Genomic DNA, 19348 nt, shown 5'->3' on the forward strand with positions numbered 1-19348 from the left:
CGGCCGTTTCGTACGGCAGGATCTTCGACATGCATGTGTACGAAGATCCCGCGACCTGGACTCCTGAACCGGTCCGGCCCAAGTGGCAGTTGGTGCTGCGTTTCATTGCGACCGTGGTCTACGTCCCGGTGCTGTGCGTGGTGTGGGTGGCGACGGTGCTCGTCTTCTTCGCCGTCGGTGTCCTGGTGGAGGTGGTCGCCGCGTTCAGTGAGCGCGCCGAGCACGACTTCGGAGAGTTCATGGAACGGACGCTGGACCGGCTCGGCAACCTGGCCTCCTGGTGCGTGTGGTGGCCCGAGGTGCGGCACGAGGGCGACAGCGAGTACTACAGGGCGAGGGTCGACAAGGCGGTCGCCCGCTGGACCGCTGCGGCCTCGGCGCCGCGCAGGCCGAAGAAGGCGAAGCCTCCGGTCGAGTGCGCGATACCGCTGAACATCTACCGGGGCGTGGGCGGGAGTTACGTCGCCGAAGTCGCCCTCGCGCAGGGGTGGGAGCTGCGGCCGACGGACGTGCGCAAGGAGGTGCGTCTGTGGTGGGCGGCCGCCTCACATGTTGATTGAGTCCACCCTGCATAGTGCCTGTATGACGCATTCACCGATGGCTGCTGTGTGGGAGGGGCTGGGCGGAGACCCCGCGCTGCTCTCCCGGGTTTCGACCGTGGTGCGGGAGGGCGCGCTGGAAGCCCGGCTGCCCGTACGGGAGTTGGCGCGGGCCTGTGTGGGCGCGTGCGCGCTGGCCGCCGCCGAGCTGGGGGCGCGGCGGGCCGGGCTCGCGGGCGTGCCCGAGGTGCGGGTGGACGACGGGGCCGTGGCCACCGCGTTCGTCAGCGAGCGGCAGCTGCTGATCGACGGGCGCGCGCCGGTCAACTTCGCCCCGGTGTCGCGGTTCTGGCGGACGGCGGACGGGTGGGTGCGGACGCACGCGAACTATCCGCACCACCGGACGCGGCTGCTGAACGCACTGGAGCTGCCCGACGACGCGTCGGTGGACACCGTCGCCGCGCACCTCGCCGAGCGCTCCGCCGTGGACGTGGAGGACGCGGTGTACGCGGCCGGGGGCCTGGCCGTCGCGTTGCGTACGGCGAAGGAGTGGGCGGCGCACGAACAGGGGGCGGCGGTGGCGCGCCGACCACTGCTGAGCCGGGAGCGGATCGGCGAGGCGCCCCCGCGCACGCTCGCGCCGCTCACCGGTGATCCGCTGCTGCCCGCGGCGGGCGTGCGCGTCCTGGATCTCACCAGGGTCCTCGCGGGCCCGGTCGCGACCCGCACACTCGCCCTGCTGGGCGCGGACGTCCTGCGCGTGGACTCGCCGGGGCTGCCCGAACTCGCCGACGCGCACGCCGACACGGGCTTCGGCAAGCGGTCCACCACCCTGGACCTCGCGACCGACCGGCGTGCCTTCGAGGAGCTGCTCGCCGCCGCGGACGTCGTCGTCACCGGATACCGTCCGGGCGCCCTGGACCGGTTCGGGCTGTCGCCCGAGGCGCTGGCCGAGCGCCGGCCCGGACTCGTGGTCGCGCGGGTGTCGGCGTGGGGCGACTACGGGCCCTGGGCGGGGCGGCGGGGCTTCGACAGCCTGGTGCAGGTCGCCACCGGCATCGCGACGATCGAGGGGGCGCCGGAACAGCCGGGTGCGCTGCCCGCGCAGGCGCTCGACCACGGGACGGGATATCTGCTCGCGGCGGCGGTCCTGCGGTCGCTGACGGAGCAACTCGACGACGGCGGCGGCCGGTCCGTACGGTTCGCGCTCGCGCAGACCGCGGCCTGGCTGACGGACGGTATCGAACCGGGTGACGGGGGCGAAGCCTCGTACGACGGGCCGGACAGCCGGCTCGCCGAGACCGACAGCGCGCTGGGGCGGCTCAGGTACGCGCTGCCGCCCGTCTCCTTCGCCGGCGGACCGGCCGACTGGGCGCGCCCGCCGGGGCCTTGGGGAACGGATTCCGCGCGATGGGTCTGAGTCACGGCCCGACAGGAAACGTACCTATGTACGGAATGCCGTTCCGCCAGTTGTTTCCCTGCACTTGCCCGGATCTGTCACGCCTGGTGAAGATCGTGAGGTGACGTTGACGAGACCGACAGCCGAGGTGGCGGGTGCGGGCGGGCCGGCGCGGCGCCGCGCCACCGGCCGGGCCGCCGCCGTACTCGCCCTGGTGGCCGTCGCGGCCCTGATCCCGTTGCTCGGCCCGCGCACCGCGCTGGAGGGCACGGGCGAGGCCGCGGCCCCCGGCATCGCCGGTATCGCCCTGCTGCGTACGGTCCTGTTCGTGGCGCTGTGCGTGCCCGCGGGCGAGCTGTTCGCGTCCTGGCTGGCCCGCCGGGTGCCGGGCGCGCCCCTGGCGGACGCGCCGCGCAGCTGGGCCCCGTACACGGCCGCCGCCGGTCTCCTCGCCGCGCTGGGCCTCGCCTCGGTCGTGGCCACCGGCAATCTGCTGCCGCACCACCTCTCCGACATCGACGTCGGCGGGCTCTACGAGACCCGGGAGGGCAAGCTGGCGCTCCTGGAGGTCAACGCGTTCCTGGCGGCCGGGCTGTGCGCCCTCTCGCGTCGGCCGGGCACCCAAGTGTGGCCGCTGGCCGCGGTGGTGGTCGCGGAGGCGCTGCGCGCCCACCCCGCCACGGAGCACGGTCCTGTGGTCGGCTCCGCTCTGACACTCGTTCACGTGACCTGCGCGGCACTGTGGGCGGGCGGACTGCTGCACGTCCTGCGGATGCTGCGGAGATGGCGCGCCGAGGAGGCCGGTGCAGCGTTGCTCGGGCTCTACGCGCGCGTGGCGGCCATCCTGTTCGCGGCGATCACCGCGACGGGCATCTGGAGCGCTCTGCGCCGGATGCCGTCCGGCACGATCCTGGACCAGCTGACGACGACGGCGTACGGGCGCACCCTGCTCGCCAAGGTGCTCGTGGTGGCCGTCGTCGCCGTCCTGGCCCTCTGGGCGCGCCTCCGTCTGCGCCGCGCGGCGGACCCGCTCAGCGCCTACGCCCCCGCGCGCGCGGAGGTCGTGGCACTGGGCGTGGTCGTCGCGGTCTCGGGCGCACTGACGGCGCTGCCGCTGCCGATCAGATGGTGAGCCTCAGTTGGCGACCATGACCTTGAGGGCGGTGCGCTCGTCCATCGCCTTGTAGCCCTCGGGCACGCCCTCCAGGCCGACGGTCATGTCGAAGACGGGCGACGGGTCGATGGTCCCGTCGAGGACGTCGGGCAGCAGCTCCGGGATGTACGCGCGGACCGGCGCGACACCGCCGCGCAGGGCGACGTTCCGGTCGAACATCACGCCCAGGTCCAGGCCCGTACCGCTGCCGTGCGGCACCCCGACGAAGCCGATGGCGCCGCCGTCGCGGGTGATGTTCACGGCCGTCTTCATGGACTGCTCGGTGCCGACGGCCTCCACGACACAGTGCGCGCCCTGGCCACGGGTCAGCTCCCGCACGGCCTCGACGGCCGCGTCGCCGCGCTCGGCGACGACGTCCGTGGCGCCGAAGAGGCGCGCAATGTCCGTACGCACCTGGTGGCGTCCGAGCGCGATGATCCGCTCGGCGCCGAGCCGCTTGGCGGCCAGCACGGCGCACAGGCCGACGGCCCCGTCCCCGACGACGGCGACGGTGGCGCCCTTGTGGACACCCGCGCCGAGGGCCGCGTGATGGCCGGTGCCCATGACGTCGGACAGCGTCAGCAGGGCCGACAGCAGGTGGTCGTCGGAGGCCGCGTCCTTGGGCAGCTGTACGAGGGTGCCGTCGGCGAACGGAACGCGTACGGCCTCGCCCTGTCCGCCGTCGTACCCGACGGCACCCCAGAAGCCGCCGTGCTCGCACGACGTGGTGAGCCCCTCGCGGCAGTAGTCGCACACGCCGTCGGACCACATGAAGGGCGCGACGACCAGGTCACCGCGCCGGACGCCGGTCACCTCGGAGCCCGTCTCCTCGACGATGCCGAGGAACTCGTGCCCGATCCGCTGCCCCGGCTGCCGGGCGGCCTCGCCGCGGTACGCCCACAGGTCGCTGCCGCAGATACAGGAGCGCAGCACCCGTACGACCGCGTCGGTGGGCAGCTGCACCACGGGCTCGGGCACGTCCTCCACGCGCATGTCGTACGGGGCGTGGATGGTGGTGGCGCGCATGGCGAGGGTCCTTCTCGTGCGGGGCGTCGGTGGATGCGCTCAGGGGGTGGTTGAGCGCATCTCACCGTACGCCGCCGCGGGCGCGGGCCGCGCGCCGAGGGTGCCCAGCACACCGCGGACCAGCAGATACTGGGCAGCGGCGTACGTGAGCATGATCCAGAAGTCCGGGCTCGGGAGCTGCGGCCACTCGGCGACCCCGGTGGCGATGAGCGTGTCCGAGACCATGAAGAGGGCGCCGCCCAGCCCCGCCACGAGCCCCAGCCGGGTGGCCCCGTACGCCATCGCGGTCAGAAGCAGGCTGTAGCCCGCGACGGGGACGCGGAGACCGGCGGGCAGGTCGGGCCACAGGAGGACGACGGTGGCGACGAGGGCGACGGCGTACCCACCTGCGAGCCAGGCTCCACGCGCGCGTGCCGTTCGCCGGAAAAGGACGAGGTAACACACGTGCCCCGCCGCGAAGGACGCCATCCCCACGAGGAAGGCCGGGTCGGCGTCGGACAGGAGCAGCACGTCGCCGCCCCAGCCGCAGAGCAGCGCGGCGACCAGGAGCCGCGGGCCGCCGCGTATGCCCGCGTGGGCGGCGAGCAGGGGCATCAGGAGCGGCTTGGCGATCCGGTGCCCGAGGTCGAACCCGGCACCCAGGGACACGAGGTCGACGACCACCGCGAGGGCGAAGGAGACGAGCAGCACGCGCGCGAGGCGTGGGTTCACGCGACGGGCTCCGTGACCGGCGTCTTCGCCGCGGCCGGGGGCGCGGGCTGCCAGCCGGGGCCGCGGAAGATCCGCCCCGCCCGTTCGCGCCAACTCGCGGCCGCCTTCAGGTCCCTGGCGATGGCGGCGTACTCATGGGTGGCCACGCGCAGGGGGTTGTACGTGGCGATGTTCTTGGTGAGCCCGTAGACGGGCCGCTCGGTCTCCGCGACCCATGATCCGAAGAGCCGGTCCCAGACGATGAGGATGCCCCCGAAGTTGCGGTCCAGATAGCCGCCCTGGGACGCGTGGTGGACGCGGTGATGGGAGGGCGTGTTGAAGACGAACTCGAAGGGGCGGGGCAGCTTGTCGATGCGCTCGGTGTGGATCCAAAACTGGTAGACGAGGTTCACCGACGAGCAGAAGGCGAGCGCGGCCGGGTGCACGCCGAGGGCGATGAGGGGGACGTAGAAGGGCCAGACGGTCCAGGTCGTCCAGGGCTGGCGCAGCGCGGTGGTGAGGTTGAACTTCCGGCTGGAGTGGTGGACCACGTGGCAGGCCCACAGGACGCGGATGACGTGGTGCCCGCGGTGCGACCAGTAGTAGAAGAAGTCCTGGCCGAGCAGCATCAGCGGAACCGTCCACCACAGGACGGGCACGTGCAGCGGTGTCAGCTCGTAGACCGCCGAGTAGATCGCGACGATCGGGATCTTCCACAGGAAGTCGAAGGCGAGACTGCCGAGGCCCATGCCGACGCTCGTCGCGGCGTCCTTCGCCTCGTAGCCCGCCTCGTCCTCGTCGGGATGGAGACGGACACTCACGATCTCGATCACCGTGAGCAGCACAAAGGCGGGTATCGACCACAGCACGACATCGGGCAGGTTCGGCATGAGTGCACCGTAGAACCGCTGGTCGGCTGCGGCTAGGGGTTGTTACCGACAAGTATTACCGGCGGTACGCGCTTGCTTCTTGGTGATCTCCTCCAACGGCTCCCGGTGAACTCCGCGCACGGCCGGGGCGGATCACCGGTTCACACGCCCGCCGCTCCCAGCAGCGCTCCCACCGCGTACGTCACCGCCATCGCCAGCGCGCCGCCCGCCACGTTCCGCACAACGGCCCGGCCGACGTTCGCCCCTCCCAGGCGGGCGCTGCTCCAGCCGGTGAGGACGAGGGCGGCCAGTACCGATACGACGGTGACTCCGAGGCGCCAGTCCGCCGGGGGCAGCACCATGGCCAGCAGCGGCAGCAGCGCCCCCGCGGTGAACGCGAGGAAGCTCGCCCATGCCGCGTGCCAGGGGTTGGTGAGGTCGTCGGGGTCGATACCGAGCTCCACGCGCGCGTGGGCGCGCAGGGCGTCCCGCTCGGTGAGCTGTTCCGCCGCCTCGCGGGCCACGTCCCGGGTCAGGCCGCGCTGCTCCAGCAGCTCGGTCAGCTCCTCCAGTTCGGCCTCCGGCTGCTCCTTCAGCTCGCGCTTCTCCAGGGCCAGGGCGGCCAGCTCCGAGTCCCGCTGGGTGGAGACGGACACGTACTCGCCCGCCGCCATCGACATCGACCCGGCCAGCAGTCCGGCGAGCCCCGCCGTGAGCAGTGCGGAGCGGTCGTCCGTGGCGCCCGCCACGCCGACGACGAGGCCGGCGGTGGAGATGATGCCGTCGTTGGCGCCCAGGACGGCGGCCCGCAGCCAGTTCAGCCGCGAGCCGAGCGCTCCTCCGTGGGCCTCGTCGTGCGTCGGTTGCGTCACACCGGGAGGATCGCACCCCGGGCGCCGTCAGCCCCGTACCGACTCGTCACCGCCCCCATGGCGGCTCGGCACGCACCGGACGGTCCGTCACCACACCCGTACCGACCCTCCCCTCGCGAACACCGGGCTCGTCGCGTCCGCCGGCGGATCGCCGAGCGGCTCGGCGATCTCCTCCACCGTCGGGCCCACCTTCGCGGCGATCTCGTCCAGGTACGCCAGGTCGAAGCCGTACACGCGGGCCGCGTTGCCACCGACCATCGCGGCGACCTCCTCGCGCGGCAGGCCCGCGTAGGCGATGCGCAGGCCTTCCCGGGAGTAGGGGTGGGTGCCCTCGTCGTGCGGGTAGTCGCTGCCCCACATGATCTTGTCGAGGCCGATGCGGTCCCGGAGCGGTACCTCGTGCGGGCGCATGAAGCTGGCGCCGACGAAGCAGTTGTCCCGCCAGACTTCCGACGGGCCCTTGCCCATGGCCTCGGCCAGTCCCGCGCCGAATTTCGACTCGGCCGTCGACGCCTTCGTGGCGGCCGCCACCAACCGCCCGTGGTAGTAGTCCAGCATGTCGAGCACCCCGGGGATCCAGCCCGAGCCCTGCTCGGTCAGCACCAGCCTCAGGTCCGGGTGACGACGGAACGCGCCGCCGAAGATCAGGTGCCACAGCGCGCGGTGCGAGAACCAGGTCGTCTCCACCATGAAGACCGCCCGGGCGGCCGGTTCGTCGCCCAGGGGCGGCGACGCCGAGCCCGCGTGGTGGTTCACCGGCACGCCCAGCTCCGCGCAGACCGCCCAGATCGGGTCGTACGCCGACGAGTACAGCTCGGGCAGGCCCGAACCCGGCGGTGTGCCGGGCAGCAGGAGGCCGCCGCTGAGGCCCGCGGCGGCGGCCCAGCGGATCTCCTTCACCGCCTCGTCCACATCGTTCAGGAGGATCTGGAAGACGCCCGCGCGGCGGCCGGGAGCTGCCGCGCAGAAGTCCGCGAGCCAGCGGTTGTGGGCCCGCAGCCCGGCCCACCGCTGCGCGAACTCCTCCGCCGTCGGGGCCGGCGCCATCAGGGAGGCCGACGGGAAGAACGGGGGGATGGTGTTCGGGAAGACGACCTCCGCGACGATCCCGTCGTCCTCCAGCTCCGCGAGGCGCCGCCCGGAGTTCCAGTTCTTGTCGGCCGTGTCGGCGAGCAGATCCTCGTACGGATTGACGTACGTGGCCGCCCACGCGTCGAAGGCCTCGTGGTGCCGCTTCGCCAAGTACGGCTTGTAGTCCAGGAGATCGGCGCCCGCGTGGCAGTCGGCGGAGATCACCGTGTACCGGTCGTCGCTCATGAGGTCACCCCCAGGGTCGGGAAGTCGTGGTCCGTCAGCCAGTGGCGGCCCACCTCGCGCGAGCGGGCCCATGACGCCTCCACGGCCGTCTGGTCGTCGCTCTGGCCGAGGTCGGCGGGGGTCGGACCGATGCGCCGGGCGAGCGGGGTCAGCTTCTCGACGTCGAACCCGAAGACCTCCGCCGCCGCCAGGCCCAGCATGCGGCGCGTCTCCTCGACGGGGATGTCATGGAAGGTTTTCGCCAGCCACGCGCGCGTGTCGGGCCAGGTGCCCTCAGGGTGCGGGAAGTCGCTGCCCCAGAGGATGTTGTCGACGCCGATCTCGTACCGCTGGGCCAGCTCGCGGCGCTTGGTGTTCGTCGCGCAGATGAAGAGCTGCCGGTCCAGGTACTCGTGCGGGGGCCGCTTCAGCTCCGCGAAGGGCGACAGCTTCTTGCCGCCGTGCGCTCCCAGGTAGAGCCGGTCCATGAACCAGAGGAGGTTCGGCAGCCACCAGCAACCCGACTCCGCGACACCGAACTTGAGACCCGGGTGCCGTTCGAAGACACCCGACCACAGCAGGAACCAGAGGGGACGGGCGGGCCACCAGGTGACTTCGGAGACGTAGATACCCAAGTGGTCGCCGTATTCGTGGCGCGGTGCCGCGCCCGAGTGGGTGACCACGGGCATCCCGCACTCGGCGGCCGCCGCCCACACGGGGTCGTAACGGCGGTCGTGGTACGGCTCCTTGTCGACCCACATGGAGGGGATCATCAGCGCGCCCAGGCCCGACTCCTTGGCGCGGTACACCTCCGCCACCACGCGCGACACCTCCGCCGTGATGGGCAACAGGGCCACCCCGCAGTGCCGTTCGGGGTTCTCGGAGACGAAGTCGGCCAGCCAGCGGTTGTGCGCCTGCGCGCCGGCCATGCCGAGCTCCGGGTCCTGGTCCCCCGAGAGGCCGAGGCCCACACCGAAGGGGGCGGCGGTCTGGCTGTCCACGGCGTCCGCGTCCGGGAAGACGACCTCGGCCGCCACACCGTCGCCGTCCAGCTCCTTGAGACGCTGCGCGGTGTCCCAGCCGCCGCGCAGGCCTTCCTCGTTGTCCTGGAACCACTTGTTCGCGAACGCCTCGTTGCGGATACCGAGCCGTGTCATCTCCTCGCGGCGCCGGTCGCGGCCCGCGAGGAACTCGTCGAAGTCCCGGTGGAAACGAGGGTCAAGATAGGGCCGGTACTCCTCGGTGGGGAGACCGGCGTGGCAGTCGGAGGAGATGATGAGGTAGGGGTCCTGGTCGGTCATCGCACGCCCCTCAGTCCAGGATGAAGTTCTCTAGGTACGACGGGTCGGCGCGGTCGAGCATCGACTGCGAACGCGCCCGGATCTGCCGGTCGCTGTGCTCGCTCTCGGGCAGCAGCCAGAAGCGGCCCTGGCGGATCCCCTCGGCGACGAGGTCGGCGACCTCCTCGACGGGGGTGAACCGCACCTCGTGGCCCGCCACCTTCATCGCGGCCTCCCACTGGTCGAGGCTGCGGTAGGGGGTCTTCCTGGGCTTCTGTTTCGCGTAGCGCGGTGGCCGGTTGCGGTGCGACTCCCACAGGCCCGTACGGAGCATGTGGGGCCCCGGGAAGAGCACGGACGCACCCACGCGCGCGTGCTCCGCCTTCAGGTGGGCGTACAGCGACTCGGTCATCGTCACGACGGCCGCCTTGGTGACGGCGTAGACGGAGGCGGTGGGCAGCGGGGCGATCCCGCCGTCGCCGGACGAGGTGTTGACGACGTGGCCCGGCTCTCCCTGGGCGATCATCCGCGGGACGAACGCCTGGATGCCGTGGAAGACGCCCCAGACGTTGACGGCGAAGGCCCACTTCCAGTCGTTCGGATCGTGTTCCCACATGCGGCCCTCGGCACCGGAGCCGACACCGGCGTTGTTGCACAGGACGTGCACGGCGCCGTACTTCTCGTACGCCTCCGAAGCCAGCGCGAAGACCGCCTCGCGGTCGCCGACGTCCACCACGCGCGCGTGCACGTCGGCGCCGTCCTCCCGCAGCTCGGCGGCGGCCTTCTCCAGGGCGCCCTGCTCGACGTCCGCGAGGACCACCTTCAGACCGTCGGCCGCGAACCGCCGCGCCATCGCGAGCCCGATCCCGCTCGCCGCGCCGGTGACGACGGCGACCTGCCCCGCGCGGAGATCCATCAGAGGCTCCCCTCGGGCGGCCCGTCGAGGATCTGCTGCGGGTCGTCGTAGCGTTGGTGGATGTACGGCAACAGTGCCTGGGCGCTGACCCGTTCGACGACCTTGCCCTTCTGGTCGGTGGTCTTCTCACCGATGGTGATCTCGACGAGCCGGCGTACGGGGAGGTCGGCGACCGGGTCGTACATCGACTCGCGCAGGATGACGTCCCCGGTGACCCGCTCCAGTTTGCGCACCTTCTCGTTGCGCAGACAGTGCACGAGGACGGGGTCGGCGTCGAACCCCGAACCGTCCACCGCGGGAAGGAACTTGAAGTAGAAGTCGGTCTTCTGGACGGGCTCCGGAAGCGGCAATCCGCCGCTCACCGCGCCGCGCACCTCGACGAACGCGATGCCGTGCCGGGCGAGCGCGGCCCGTACGACGAGACCGTCGCGCTCGACCGTCACCTCGCCGAGCTTCTTGGGTTCCCCGAAGACCTCGCGGCCGCCGATGAGGGCCCGTTCGTGGGTCATCGGCATGACGAGCGGATACCAGCCCTCGACGCCGTCGTGCGCGGCTGCGACGGCGAACGAGCCCGCGCCCAGCGGGTATCCGGGCAGTTCGACCTTGCTGATGTTCACCCGCACCAGGGGCCTCCCGGTGGGTTTCAGCGGGGGCGGCAGGACCGCCGCGACCGCGTCCGGATCGCTCTCCCAGACGGCCACCACTCCGGTGGACCAGATGTCGGGGAGTTTGGAGCTCGCGGTGCGCGCGGCGGCGATCTCCGCCTCCGTCCGTGCGCCGTACCTCACTCGTGCCATGTCGTACCGCCCTTCACCGAAGGTTTCCTGATGGTCCGTCACTGGCGCCTGTAACACAGTTACAGCAGACTGCGTTGCGGGTAAATACGCGTGCACGACGGAGACCTGGAAACGTGGGGGCGCCATGACGAGGACGGCACTCACCCGCGACGCGATCCTCGACAGCGCCGCACACCTGGTGAAGCAGCACGGCCCGGACGCCCTGACAATGCGCAAGCTCGCCGCCGAGCTGGGCACCGCGGTCACCTCGATCTACTGGCACGTCGGCAACCGGGAGTCGCTCCTCGACGCGCTCGTCGAGCGCACGGTCGCCGACCTCGGCGTGATCCGCCCCACCGGGCGCACGCCGGCCCAGCGCATCGCTTCGGTGGCCCGCGCCCTGCGCCGGCAGCTGCGCGAGCATCCGCACCTCGTCGCGATGGTGCACGAACGCGGACTGACCGAGCGGATGTTCCTGCCCGCACAGCAGGCCCTGGTGCACGAGGTGCACGCGGCGGGACTGCGCGGCACCCATGCGGCCGAGGTCGTCCGGGCCGTGCAGTTCCAGGTCGTCGGCTTCGTCCTCGTCGAGCGCAACCGCGAGCGCGCGCCCGTGCAGCAGCCCGCCGAGGAGGAGCTGTGGGACACCGAGACCGCGGAGGACGACCCGGGCCTGGCCCGGGCGCTGGCCGGCCCTGTCGACCAGGAGAAGCTGTTCGCCCTCTCCGTACGGGCCCTCGTGGAGGCCCTGCTCGCACGCTGACCCGGGCCGCCCGCGCCCCGGCCTCGCCCTTTTCGTCACGCGCTGGGCTGACGGCTCGCGGCGGTGCTGCCGGGCCGTCACCTGGGGCCCGCGCCACACTGGCGGGCGGCGCGGCGTCAACTCAGGGGCGGTCCGGCCCGATTGTGCGGCACGCGCGCGCGTGGCCATGTCGTGGGCCTTTGGAGGACCGCGTTCCGGGAAGGCGGGGCCCGGACTGTCAGTCGTGGCCCGTATCCTCAGTGACCATGCTCGAAGACCTGACGACCGCAGCGTCCCCAGCCTCCTGGCCGGCCGCGTATCCGCAGGGGTACGCGGTCGTCGACGTGGAGACCACAGGCCTGGCCCGCGACGACCGGATAATCTCGGCCGCCGTCTACCGGCTGGACGCGCGCGGCGAGGTCGAGGACCACTGGTACACGATGGTCAACCCGGAGCGGGACCCGGGCCCGGTGTGGATCCACGGCCTGACGAGCGACATGCTCGAAGGCGCCCCGCTCTTCCAGGACATCGCCGAGGAGTTCGCCGCCCGGCTCGACGGCCGCGTGCTCGTCGCGCACAACGCGGTCTTCGACTGGTCGATGATCGCGCGCGAGTACGCGCGCGCGGAGCGCGAGGCGCCGGTGCGGCAGCGGCTGTGCACCATCGCGCTCTCCAAGGAGCTGGGGCTTCCGCTGCCCAACCACAAGCTGGAGTCGCTGGCCGCGCACTTCGGGGTCGTGCAGCAGCGGGCGCACCACGCGCTGGACGACGCGCGCGTGCTGGCCGAGGCGTTCCGGCCGAGCCTGCGGGCCGCCGCGCGCGACGGGGTGCGACTGCCGCTCCTTGAGTGCCGGCCGCTCAAGGAGTGGTCCGACAGCGCCGCGGCGCCTCGCATCGGGCGGCAGTCCGGCGGTTACTCGTCAGGTGGCTACCCGTCCGGGAGTTGGCGGCCCTCACGCAAACGCCCCGCTTGCCCCTATCCCAACCCAGGGCGTTACGAAGAGGGCAGACCGCTCAAGCAGGGCATGCGCATCGCCTTCTCCGGCGACACGTCCGTCGACCGCGAGCTGCTGGAGGACCGTGCCGTCGAGGCCGGGCTGCATGTCGCGACCAGCCTGTCCCGGCTCACCAGCCTGCTCGTCACCAACGACCCGGACTCCAGCACGTCGAAGGTGGTCAAGGCCAAGCAGTTCGGGACGCCGGTGATCGACGAGGCGGCGTTCGGGCAGCTGCTGCGGGACGTGGAGCCGGCGTCGGCGAAGTGACCCGGCGGCCACCGACGGACGTACGAATGCCCCTGACGGGCGTACGGATGCCCTGCCGGACGTACCGGCAAGGGGTGGACGCACGGGTGATTTGGCGGACGTACGGGTGATTGCCGGGCGACTCGCCCGGCGCCCGCTCGCCCGCGCCGCGTCGGCGCCCCACCCTGTGGCGCATGGCGAGATGTGAAGTATGTGGCAATGACTACGGCATGTCGTTCGAGGTGCACGCGCAGGGCGCGGTGCACGTCTTCGACTGCTTCTCCTGCGCGATCCACCGGATGGCCCCCCTCTGCGAGCACTGTCGCGTCCAGATCATCGGCCAAGGGGTCGAGGTCGAGGGCCACTGGTTCTGCGGCGGCCACTGCGCCCGCGCGGAGGGGAAGGTGGGGATCATCGACAAGGTCTGAGCCTCGCTCCCCGGCACGGCGGGGGCATCGCTGCGGCCCTCGGCGGGACCCTCCCGTCGAGGGCCGATTCGTGCCGAGTACCGTCAATGGGGTGTACCGCTTCCTGTTGTCCCGGCAGTGGGTGATTCTCACCCTCGTGACCCTCGCGCTCATCCCGACGATGATCAAGCTGGGCTTCTGGCAGCTGCATCGCCATGAGCACAAGGTCGCGCTGAACACGGTGATCTCCGAGTCGCTGGCCGCGAAGCCGGTGCCCGCCGAGTCGCTGACATCGCCGGGGCAGCACATCAGACACGAGGACCTGTTCCGCCGGGTGACCGCGAAGGGCCACTTCGACACCGCGCACGAAGAGGTCGTACGCCGCCGCACCAACACCGACGGCGAGGTCGGCTACCACGTCCTGACCCCGTTCGTCCTGGACGACGGCCGCGTCCTCGTCGTCAACCGTGGCTGGATCCCGGCGGACGGCGCGCAGACCGCGTTCCCGAAGATCCCGGCGCCCGCGAAGGGCGAGATCACCGTCACCGGCCGGCTCATGGCCGACGAGACAACCGCCGACAGCGGCATCAAGAACGTGCAGGGCCTCCCCGACCGCCAGGTCATGCTCATCAGCAGCGAGCAGCAGGCGCAGCGGCTCGGCAAGCAGGTCCTCGGCGGCTACATCGAGCAGACCGCGCCGGAGCCCAAGGGCGACTCCCCCGAGCTGATCCCCAACCCCGAGCACAGCGACATCGGTCCGCACATGGCGTACGCGATCCAGTGGTGGCTGTTCTCGGCGGGCGTCCCGGTCGGCTGGGTCGTCCTGGCCCGCCGCGAGCGCCGTGACCGCGCGGAGGCGGCCGCGAAGGAGACCGTGCCGGAGCCGGCCGCGGCAACCGTCTAGCCCCTGGCCGACCGCTTCGGAACGCGCCCGACCGCCCGTCCGCGTGCGACCCGCGCCGTGGGCGGGCGGCTCGTGCCACTCTGGCGGCCCGATTGGCCGCCGCCCCTGTCGGGAACCCGTCCACCGTGCAACGACGCATCGAGGACTACGCGCTCATCGGGGACGAACAGACCGCCGCTCTGGTGGGCCGCGACGGCTCCGTCGACTGGTTGTGTCTGCCCCGGTTCGACTCGGCGGCCTGCTTCGCCGCGCTGCTGGGTGACGAGGACCACGGCCACTGGCGCATCGCGCCCAAGGGAGGGGGCCTCTGCACCCGGCGCGCCTACCGCCCGGACACGCTCGTGCTCGACACCGAGTGGGACACCGACGAGGGCTCGGTCCGGGTGACCGACCTGATGCCCCAGCGCGACCGCGCCCCCGATCTCGTACGCGTCGTCGAAGGACTGAGCGGCCGGGTGACGATGCGCGGCCTGCTCCGGTTGCGCTTCGACTACGGCCTGGTCGTGCCCTGGATGCGCCGCGTGGACGGCGAACGCGTGGCGGTCGCGGGGCCGGACTCGGTGTGGCTGCGCAGTGAGCCGCCGGTGCGCACGTGGGGCAAGGATTTCCGTACGCACTCGGAGTTCACGGTCGAAAAGGGCGAGAAGGTCGCTTTCGTTCTGACCTGGCATCCCTCGCACGAGCCGCGTCCCTCCCTCGTCGACCCGTTCGAGGCACTGCGCGTCAGCGTCGAGGACTGGCAGGCGTGGGCGGCGCGCTGCCGGTACGACGGCCCGCACCGGGACATCGTCGTACGCTCCCTGATCACCCTCAAGGCCCTCACCTACGCGCCGACCGGCGGCATCGTGGCCGCCCCCACCACCTCGCTGCCCGAGGAGCTGGGCGGCGTCCGCAACTGGGACTACCGCTACTGCTGGCTGCGCGACTCCACGCTCACGCTCGGCGCGCTCCTGGCGGCCGGCTACCACGAGGAGGCCGAGGCCTGGCGCGACTGGCTGCTGCGCGCGGTCGCGGGCGACCCGGCGGACCTGCAGATCATGTACGGCATCGCCGGCGAGCGCCGCCTGTCCGAGTACGAGCTGCCGTGGCTGCCCGGCTTCGCCGGCTCGTACCCGGTCCGGGTCGGCAACGAAGCCGTGCAGCAGTTGCAGCTCGACGTGTACGGCGAGGTCATCGACTCGCTGTCGCTGGCCCGGAGTTCGGGCCTGCCCTTCAAGCCGCACATGTGGCGGGTGCAGGCCGCCCTGATGGAGTTCCTGCGGACCGCGTGGCGGCAGCCGGACGAGGGGATCTGGGAGGTGCGCGGCCCGCGTCGGGACTTCGTGTACTCGAAGGTGATGGCGTGGGTGGCCGCCGACCGCACCGTACGCGCCCTGGAGAACTATCCGGAGCTCGGCGGCGATCCGGATATCTGGCGCGCGATGCGCGACGAGGTGCTCCAGGAGGTGTGCGAGCGCGGCTACGACGCCGAGCGGAACACCTTCACGCAGTCCTACGGTTCACGCGAGCTGGACGCCTCGCTGCTGCTCATCCCGCGCGTCGGCTTCCTGCCGCCCGACGATCCACGGGTGATCGGCACGATCGACGCGATCCGCGAGGAGCTCGGCGGCAACGGCTTCGTGCGCCGCTACACCGCCGAGGGCACCGGCGTCGACGGGCTGCCGAGCGGCGAGGGCACCTTCCTGGTCTGCTCGTTCTGGCTCGCGGAGGCCCTGCATCTGACGGGTCGTACGCAGGAGGCCCGCGAGCTGTTCGAACGGCTGGTGGGGCTGGCCAACGACGTGGGCCTGCTGTCCGAGGAGTACGACCCCGTCGCCGGCCGCCAGCTCGGCAACTTCCCGCAGGCGTTCAGCCATATCGGCCTGGTGGGTACAGCCTTCGCCCTGTTCGGAGGCGAGAAGGCGGGATAGGGGAGGATAGGGGCCATGGATCTTGGACTGAAAGACCGTGTGTACGTCGTCACGGGAGCCACCCGTGGCCTGGGCAGCGCCGCCGCGCGTGAACTCGTCGCCGACGGCGCGAAGGTGATCGTGACGGGGCGCGACGAGAAGAGCGTCGCCGATGCCGCGTCCGCGCTCGGCCCGAACGCGGTCGGGGTCGCCGCCGACAACGCCGACCCCGGGACCGCGGCCCGGCTGATCGCGGCCGCCCATGAGCACTTCGGCGGCTTCGACGGCATCCTGATCAGCGTCGGCGGCCCGCCGCCCGGGTTCGTCGCCGACAACACGGACGAGCAGTGGACGGCCGCGTTCGAGTCGGTCTTCCTGGGCGCGGTGCGGCTGGCCCGCACGGCCGCCGCGGAGCTCGGCGAGGGCGGTGTCATCGGCTTCGTGCTCTCCGCCTCGGTGTACGAGCCGATCCCGGGGCTGACCATCTCCAACGGTCTGCGCCCCGGCCTCGCGGGCTTCGCCAAGTCCCTCGCGGACGAGCTGGGCCCGCGCGGCATCCGCGTCGTCGGCCTGCTCCCGTCCCGTATCGACACGGACCGCGTCCGCGAGCTGGACGGCCTCTCCGCCGACCCGGAGGCCACCCGCGCGGCCAACGAGGCCAGCATTCCGCTGCGCCGCTACGGCACCCCGGAGGAGTTCGGCCGCACGGCCGCGTTCCTGCTCTCGCCCGCGGCGTCCTACCTCACGGGCATCATGCTGCCGGTGGACGGCGGGATGCGGCACGGGTTCTGAATCCTTGCCGCGCGGCGGTCCCGGGACCCCTTGTGGTGCTCAACTGACCCGTTCGGCACGGTGCTTGACCCCGCGGAGGCGTACCTCCGCGGGGAGCGCCGCGAGCCCCGCCGAGTCCCGCGCGTGCGCGAGCGCCTCCGCCGTCAGCAGGTGCAGCGCGTGGCCGGGGTCCACATGCGGTTCCAGCAGGAGCTGCACCCGCGCCTCGGGGGTGCCGCGCCGCCCGGTCAGCAGGACCTGCGCGTGGTCGACGCCGTCCAACTGGCCTGCCTCGGCGGCCAGTACGCCCTCCAGGGCCCGCCCGCGCAGCAGCGCGCCCTGACCGTCGCCGGTGTCGACGAGCACCTCGGCCAGCCGGCGCCGCCGCAGCACGGCCGCCAGCCACCACAGGGCGAGCACCACGAGCACCGCGAGGACGCCGATGACGGTCGGCCACCACCAGCCGTGGTCCCGCCACCGGGTCCGCTCGGCGTCGCTGAGCAGCACGTCGTGCCGGCCGTCATGGATCCACCACGAGGGCGGCCGCACGCCGAGCCCGACAGCGAGCACGGAACCGCCCAGGGCGACCAGCGCGAGACCGATGATCCCGATCAGTACCCGGTTGACGATCCGCAGCACCGGCCTCACCCCTTCCGTCCGGGACGCTTCACATGCACCGACAGCGCGGCCGGCCGGGCGAGCCCGAGCCCCCTGATGCCGTCGGCGAGTGTGGCGTCCAAGTCGGCGCGTACGTCGTCGAGTTCACGGAAGTGCGAGACCGCGCGGACGTCGACCTTCTTGCGTCCCATACGGACCCGGACCGACTGGACCCCGGCGACCTCCATCGCCCGGTCGCGCAGCGCCATCGCGGCGGCGCCCCGGTGCAGCCCGGCCCGGACGTCGGCGTGGGTGCGCCGCATGGGCAGGACGTCACGCAGTCCGGGCGTGGCGGCGAGAACGATCAGCCAGATCCCGAGGGCGGCCGCGACTCCGGCGCCGACGAGCACCCAGGTGTCGTCGAGGGGCTGTTCGGCGAGCTGCCGGGCCAGTTCCCTGCGCCAGTGCATGGCGGGCCGGTGGGCGCGTACGGCCGCGATGTCGTACAGGAAGGCCCCCGCGACGAAGAGGACCAGCACCGCGAGGATGCCCGCGGGCACGCGGCGCACGGACCAGAAGCGGCCCTGGCCGCCGTCCTCGTCGTCGACGCTGTGCAGTGGTTCGTAGTCCGACGCGGAGGCGGACTGCCCGAGCGCGCCGCTCTCGGACCCCTTCTCCATGACGGGCATGACAGGCATGCGCCGGGTGCTCTCGGAGCCCTGGGGCTCGCTCATTGCGTCCTCCCCTGTGCCGCGCCGGGCGCCTGCGCCAGGTGCAGCCGCTCCACCTGGACGGCCACCTCCGGCACTTCCATCCCCGCCAACGCCCTTACCCGCTCAGCGACATGGCGACGCACCGCGTTGCACTGGCCACCGATGTCGGAGGGGTAGTCGAGTTCGACGCTGACGCGGACATGGGCGCTCTCGGTTCTCTCGGCCGGGGTCTCCCCCGCCCTGGCGGAGCCGACAGCCCCGGGACGCACGACGACGCTCGCGTGCGGGGCCGCGGCGTCCGGGGGCAGCGATCCCAGCGCCTCGCGCGCCGCCTGACCGGCGATCTTCGCGACGACCCGGTCGGCGATCCGGGTCGCGCCCCGCTCGGCCGGCGCGACGGTCGTCACGGGCCGCCGCGTCTCGCCGAGCCGGTCGACGTGACCTGGCACGCGTCACCGCCGCCGGTCGTCGCGGGGACGGAAGAAGTCACCGAGATCCAGATCCCCTTCGAGGAACCGCCCGACGACGAATCCGATGGCGCCCAGGGCCGCCACCAGCAGGAAGGCCCCAAAACCTCCGAAGTACCCGGCGAAGCCCAGCGCCATTCCGGCGATCATGCCGATCACGGCCAAGCTCATGGTGCGCTCCTCAGCAGTTCGATGGCCGAGTGATCACTAGCTGTGCGGTGGCCGGGCGGTCGCCGGCGGTTCGGTGACCGGTGGTCACTGGAGCCGCGACTCCGGCTCTTCGTCTTCTTCGTCGGGAAGTTTCACATCACTCACCGCGATATTGACCTCCACGACCTCAAGGCCGGTCATCCGCTCGACGGCCGCGATGACGTTCTCGCGCACGGCGTGGGCCACGTCGGCGATCGACACGCCGTAGTCGACGACGATTTCTAGGTCGAGCGCGGTCTGCAACTCGCCGACCTCGGCCTTCACACCCCGCGAGACGGACTTCGAACCCCCGGGCACACGATCGCGCACGGCTCCGAAGGTCCGGCTCAGTCCGCTGCCCATGGCATGCACGCCGAGCACATCGCGGGCGGCGAGCCCGGCGATCTTCTCCACAACGCCGTCGGCGATCGTGGTCCGTCCCCGGGTGGCCGGATCTCCGCCGCCGCGCCTGGTGGGCTTACGGGTCTGCTGCGGCTCCTTCTCGCCGTCGGAGTTCTCCGTCCGGTTCCGCTCCGTCATGTCGGTCATCGCCGTACGTCCCTTTCGGTCGTCCTCCTTTGCCCACAGTAAGTGGGGTTGCGCGGTCGC

22 protein-coding genes are annotated in these 19348 nt (G+C 72.0%); 9 read left to right on the top strand and 13 right to left on the bottom strand.

Translation table 11 applies throughout. The features are described from left to right. Positions 1–29: 29 nt before the first annotated feature. From OG975_RS10890 to OG975_RS10900, 3 genes are all read left to right on the top strand, one after another. Positions 30–560: a hypothetical protein gene (locus OG975_RS10890; protein WP_406328925.1), complete on the top strand. Its 531-nt coding sequence runs from the start codon at positions 30–32 to the stop codon at positions 558–560. Positions 561–582: 22 nt separating this feature from the next. After that, positions 583–1959 (top strand): CoA transferase, encoded by a 1377-nt coding sequence (locus tag OG975_RS10895; protein WP_406328926.1) that lies wholly within the window; start codon positions 583–585, stop codon positions 1957–1959. 100 nt (positions 1960–2059) lie between these two features. Then, entirely contained in the window at positions 2060–3070 is a 1011-nt protein-coding gene (locus OG975_RS10900; protein ID WP_406328927.1) for a CopD family protein, read from the top strand. 3 nt (positions 3071–3073) lie between these two features. Here the strand turns inward: OG975_RS10900 and OG975_RS10905 are convergent, their stop codons facing one another. From OG975_RS10905 to OG975_RS10940, 8 genes are all read right to left on the bottom strand, one after another. Further along, positions 3074–4117: a zinc-dependent alcohol dehydrogenase family protein gene (locus tag OG975_RS10905; RefSeq protein ID WP_406328928.1), complete on the bottom strand. Its 1044-nt coding sequence runs from the start codon at positions 4115–4117 to the stop codon at positions 3074–3076. Positions 4118–4156: 39 nt separating this feature from the next. Beyond that, positions 4157–4828: a lysoplasmalogenase gene (locus OG975_RS10910; protein WP_406328929.1), complete on the bottom strand. Its 672-nt coding sequence runs from the start codon at positions 4826–4828 to the stop codon at positions 4157–4159. Continuing rightward, positions 4825–5697 (bottom strand): sterol desaturase family protein, encoded by an 873-nt coding sequence (locus OG975_RS10915; RefSeq protein ID WP_406328930.1) that lies wholly within the window; start codon positions 5695–5697, stop codon positions 4825–4827. Before OG975_RS10915 ends, OG975_RS10910 begins: the two co-directional genes overlap by 4 nt. 140 nt (positions 5698–5837) lie before the next feature. Further along, on the bottom strand, positions 5838–6548 hold the full coding sequence (locus OG975_RS10920; RefSeq protein ID WP_406328931.1) for a VIT family protein: 711 nt from the start codon (positions 6546–6548) through the stop codon (positions 5838–5840). An 87-nt stretch (positions 6549–6635) separates the two neighbouring features. Next, positions 6636–7865, bottom strand: coding sequence for an amidohydrolase family protein (locus OG975_RS10925; protein ID WP_406328932.1), 1230 nt, complete (start codon positions 7863–7865; stop codon positions 6636–6638). Further along, complete coding sequence (locus OG975_RS10930; protein WP_406328933.1) at positions 7862–9145, bottom strand: amidohydrolase family protein; 1284 nt, start codon at positions 9143–9145, stop codon at positions 7862–7864. Before OG975_RS10930 ends, OG975_RS10925 begins: the two co-directional genes overlap by 4 nt. 10 nt (positions 9146–9155) lie before the next feature. Next, positions 9156–10040, bottom strand: coding sequence for an SDR family NAD(P)-dependent oxidoreductase (locus tag OG975_RS10935; RefSeq protein ID WP_406328934.1), 885 nt, complete (start codon positions 10038–10040; stop codon positions 9156–9158). Then, positions 10040–10837, bottom strand: a complete 798-nt coding sequence (locus OG975_RS10940; RefSeq protein WP_406328935.1) for an acetoacetate decarboxylase family protein — start codon at positions 10835–10837, stop codon at positions 10040–10042. Before OG975_RS10940 ends, OG975_RS10935 begins: the two co-directional genes overlap by 1 nt. A 124-nt stretch (positions 10838–10961) precedes the next feature. Between OG975_RS10940 and OG975_RS10945 the strand changes: the two genes are divergently transcribed. The 6 genes from OG975_RS10945 to OG975_RS10970 all read left to right on the top strand — a co-directional run bounded on the left by OG975_RS10945 (position 10962) and on the right by OG975_RS10970 (position 16794). Next, a complete protein-coding gene (locus tag OG975_RS10945) occupies positions 10962–11579 on the top strand; it encodes a TetR/AcrR family transcriptional regulator (protein ID WP_381259611.1) in 618 nt (205 codons plus the stop codon). A 245-nt stretch (positions 11580–11824) separates the two neighbouring features. After that, the gene (locus OG975_RS10950) at positions 11825–12823 is read left to right on the top strand and encodes a DEDDh family exonuclease (protein WP_406328936.1); all 999 of its coding nucleotides are present in this window, start codon (positions 11825–11827) and stop codon (positions 12821–12823) included. Between the two features lie 173 nt (positions 12824–12996). After that, positions 12997–13230 (top strand): hypothetical protein, encoded by a 234-nt coding sequence (locus OG975_RS10955; protein ID WP_330303611.1) that lies wholly within the window; start codon positions 12997–12999, stop codon positions 13228–13230. A 91-nt stretch (positions 13231–13321) separates the two neighbouring features. Beyond that, on the top strand, positions 13322–14113 hold the full coding sequence (locus tag OG975_RS10960) for an SURF1 family protein (protein ID WP_406328937.1): 792 nt from the start codon (positions 13322–13324) through the stop codon (positions 14111–14113). Between the two features lie 125 nt (positions 14114–14238). Next, positions 14239–16023 (top strand): glycoside hydrolase family 15 protein, encoded by a 1785-nt coding sequence (locus OG975_RS10965; RefSeq protein ID WP_406328938.1) that lies wholly within the window; start codon positions 14239–14241, stop codon positions 16021–16023. A gap of 15 nt (positions 16024–16038) precedes the next feature. Beyond that, positions 16039–16794, top strand: a complete 756-nt coding sequence (locus tag OG975_RS10970) for an SDR family oxidoreductase (RefSeq protein ID WP_327427717.1) — start codon at positions 16039–16041, stop codon at positions 16792–16794. Positions 16795–16833: 39 nt separating this feature from the next. Here OG975_RS10970 and amaP read toward each other — a convergent pair whose 3' ends face one another. The 5 genes from amaP to OG975_RS10995 all read right to left on the bottom strand — a co-directional run bounded on the left by amaP (position 16834) and on the right by OG975_RS10995 (position 19288). Further along, positions 16834–17412, bottom strand: a complete 579-nt coding sequence (gene amaP / locus OG975_RS10975) for an alkaline shock response membrane anchor protein AmaP (protein ID WP_406328939.1) — start codon at positions 17410–17412, stop codon at positions 16834–16836. Positions 17413–17417: 5 nt separating this feature from the next. Continuing rightward, positions 17418–18104 carry a DUF6286 domain-containing protein gene (locus tag OG975_RS10980; RefSeq protein ID WP_406328940.1) on the bottom strand — a complete coding sequence of 229 codons (687 nt, stop codon included), beginning with the start codon at positions 18102–18104 and terminating at the stop codon, positions 17418–17420. Beyond that, on the bottom strand, positions 18101–18532 hold the full coding sequence (locus OG975_RS10985; protein ID WP_406328941.1) for an Asp23/Gls24 family envelope stress response protein: 432 nt from the start codon (positions 18530–18532) through the stop codon (positions 18101–18103). Before OG975_RS10985 ends, OG975_RS10980 begins: the two co-directional genes overlap by 4 nt. Positions 18533–18535: 3 nt before the next feature. After that, complete coding sequence (locus OG975_RS10990) at positions 18536–18721, bottom strand: hypothetical protein (RefSeq protein ID WP_327427721.1); 186 nt, start codon at positions 18719–18721, stop codon at positions 18536–18538. An 84-nt stretch (positions 18722–18805) separates the two neighbouring features. After that, positions 18806–19288 carry an Asp23/Gls24 family envelope stress response protein gene (locus OG975_RS10995; RefSeq protein ID WP_330303617.1) on the bottom strand — a complete coding sequence of 161 codons (483 nt, stop codon included), beginning with the start codon at positions 19286–19288 and terminating at the stop codon, positions 18806–18808. Positions 19289–19348 lie beyond the last annotated feature (60 nt).

This window comes from Streptomyces sp. NBC_00203, assembly GCF_045206325.1.
GTDB classification, from domain to species: Bacteria; Actinomycetota; Actinomycetes; order Streptomycetales; family Streptomycetaceae; genus Streptomyces; species Streptomyces lutosisoli.

Excerpts from the sequence above, each read along its gene's own strand:
- OG975_RS10890 (WP_406328925.1), top strand. The coding sequence starts at position 30 with ATGCATGTGTACGAAGATCCCGCGACCTGGACTCCTGAACCGGTCCGG.
- OG975_RS10895 (WP_406328926.1), top strand. The coding sequence starts at position 583 with ATGACGCATTCACCGATGGCTGCTGTGTGGGAGGGGCTGGGCGGAGAC.
- OG975_RS10905 (WP_406328928.1), bottom strand. The coding sequence starts at position 4,117 with ATGCGCGCCACCACCATCCACGCCCCGTACGACATGCGCGTGGAGGAC.
- OG975_RS10915 (WP_406328930.1), bottom strand. The coding sequence starts at position 5,697 with ATGCCGAACCTGCCCGATGTCGTGCTGTGGTCGATACCCGCCTTTGTG.
- OG975_RS10925 (WP_406328932.1), bottom strand. The coding sequence starts at position 7,865 with ATGAGCGACGACCGGTACACGGTGATCTCCGCCGACTGCCACGCGGGC.
- OG975_RS10930 (WP_406328933.1), bottom strand. The coding sequence starts at position 9,145 with ATGACCGACCAGGACCCCTACCTCATCATCTCCTCCGACTGCCACGCC.
- OG975_RS10935 (WP_406328934.1), bottom strand. The coding sequence starts at position 10,040 with ATGGATCTCCGCGCGGGGCAGGTCGCCGTCGTCACCGGCGCGGCGAGC.
- OG975_RS10940 (WP_406328935.1), bottom strand. The coding sequence starts at position 10,837 with ATGGCACGAGTGAGGTACGGCGCACGGACGGAGGCGGAGATCGCCGCC.
- OG975_RS10945 (WP_381259611.1), top strand. The coding sequence starts at position 10,962 with ATGACGAGGACGGCACTCACCCGCGACGCGATCCTCGACAGCGCCGCA.
- OG975_RS10950 (WP_406328936.1), top strand. The coding sequence starts at position 11,825 with ATGCTCGAAGACCTGACGACCGCAGCGTCCCCAGCCTCCTGGCCGGCC.
- OG975_RS10955 (WP_330303611.1), top strand. The coding sequence starts at position 12,997 with ATGGCGAGATGTGAAGTATGTGGCAATGACTACGGCATGTCGTTCGAG.
- OG975_RS10970 (WP_327427717.1), top strand. The coding sequence starts at position 16,039 with ATGGATCTTGGACTGAAAGACCGTGTGTACGTCGTCACGGGAGCCACC.
- OG975_RS10980 (WP_406328940.1), bottom strand. The coding sequence starts at position 18,104 with ATGAGCGAGCCCCAGGGCTCCGAGAGCACCCGGCGCATGCCTGTCATG.
- OG975_RS10990 (WP_327427721.1), bottom strand. The coding sequence starts at position 18,721 with ATGAGCTTGGCCGTGATCGGCATGATCGCCGGAATGGCGCTGGGCTTC.
- OG975_RS10995 (WP_330303617.1), bottom strand. The coding sequence starts at position 19,288 with ATGACCGACATGACGGAGCGGAACCGGACGGAGAACTCCGACGGCGAG.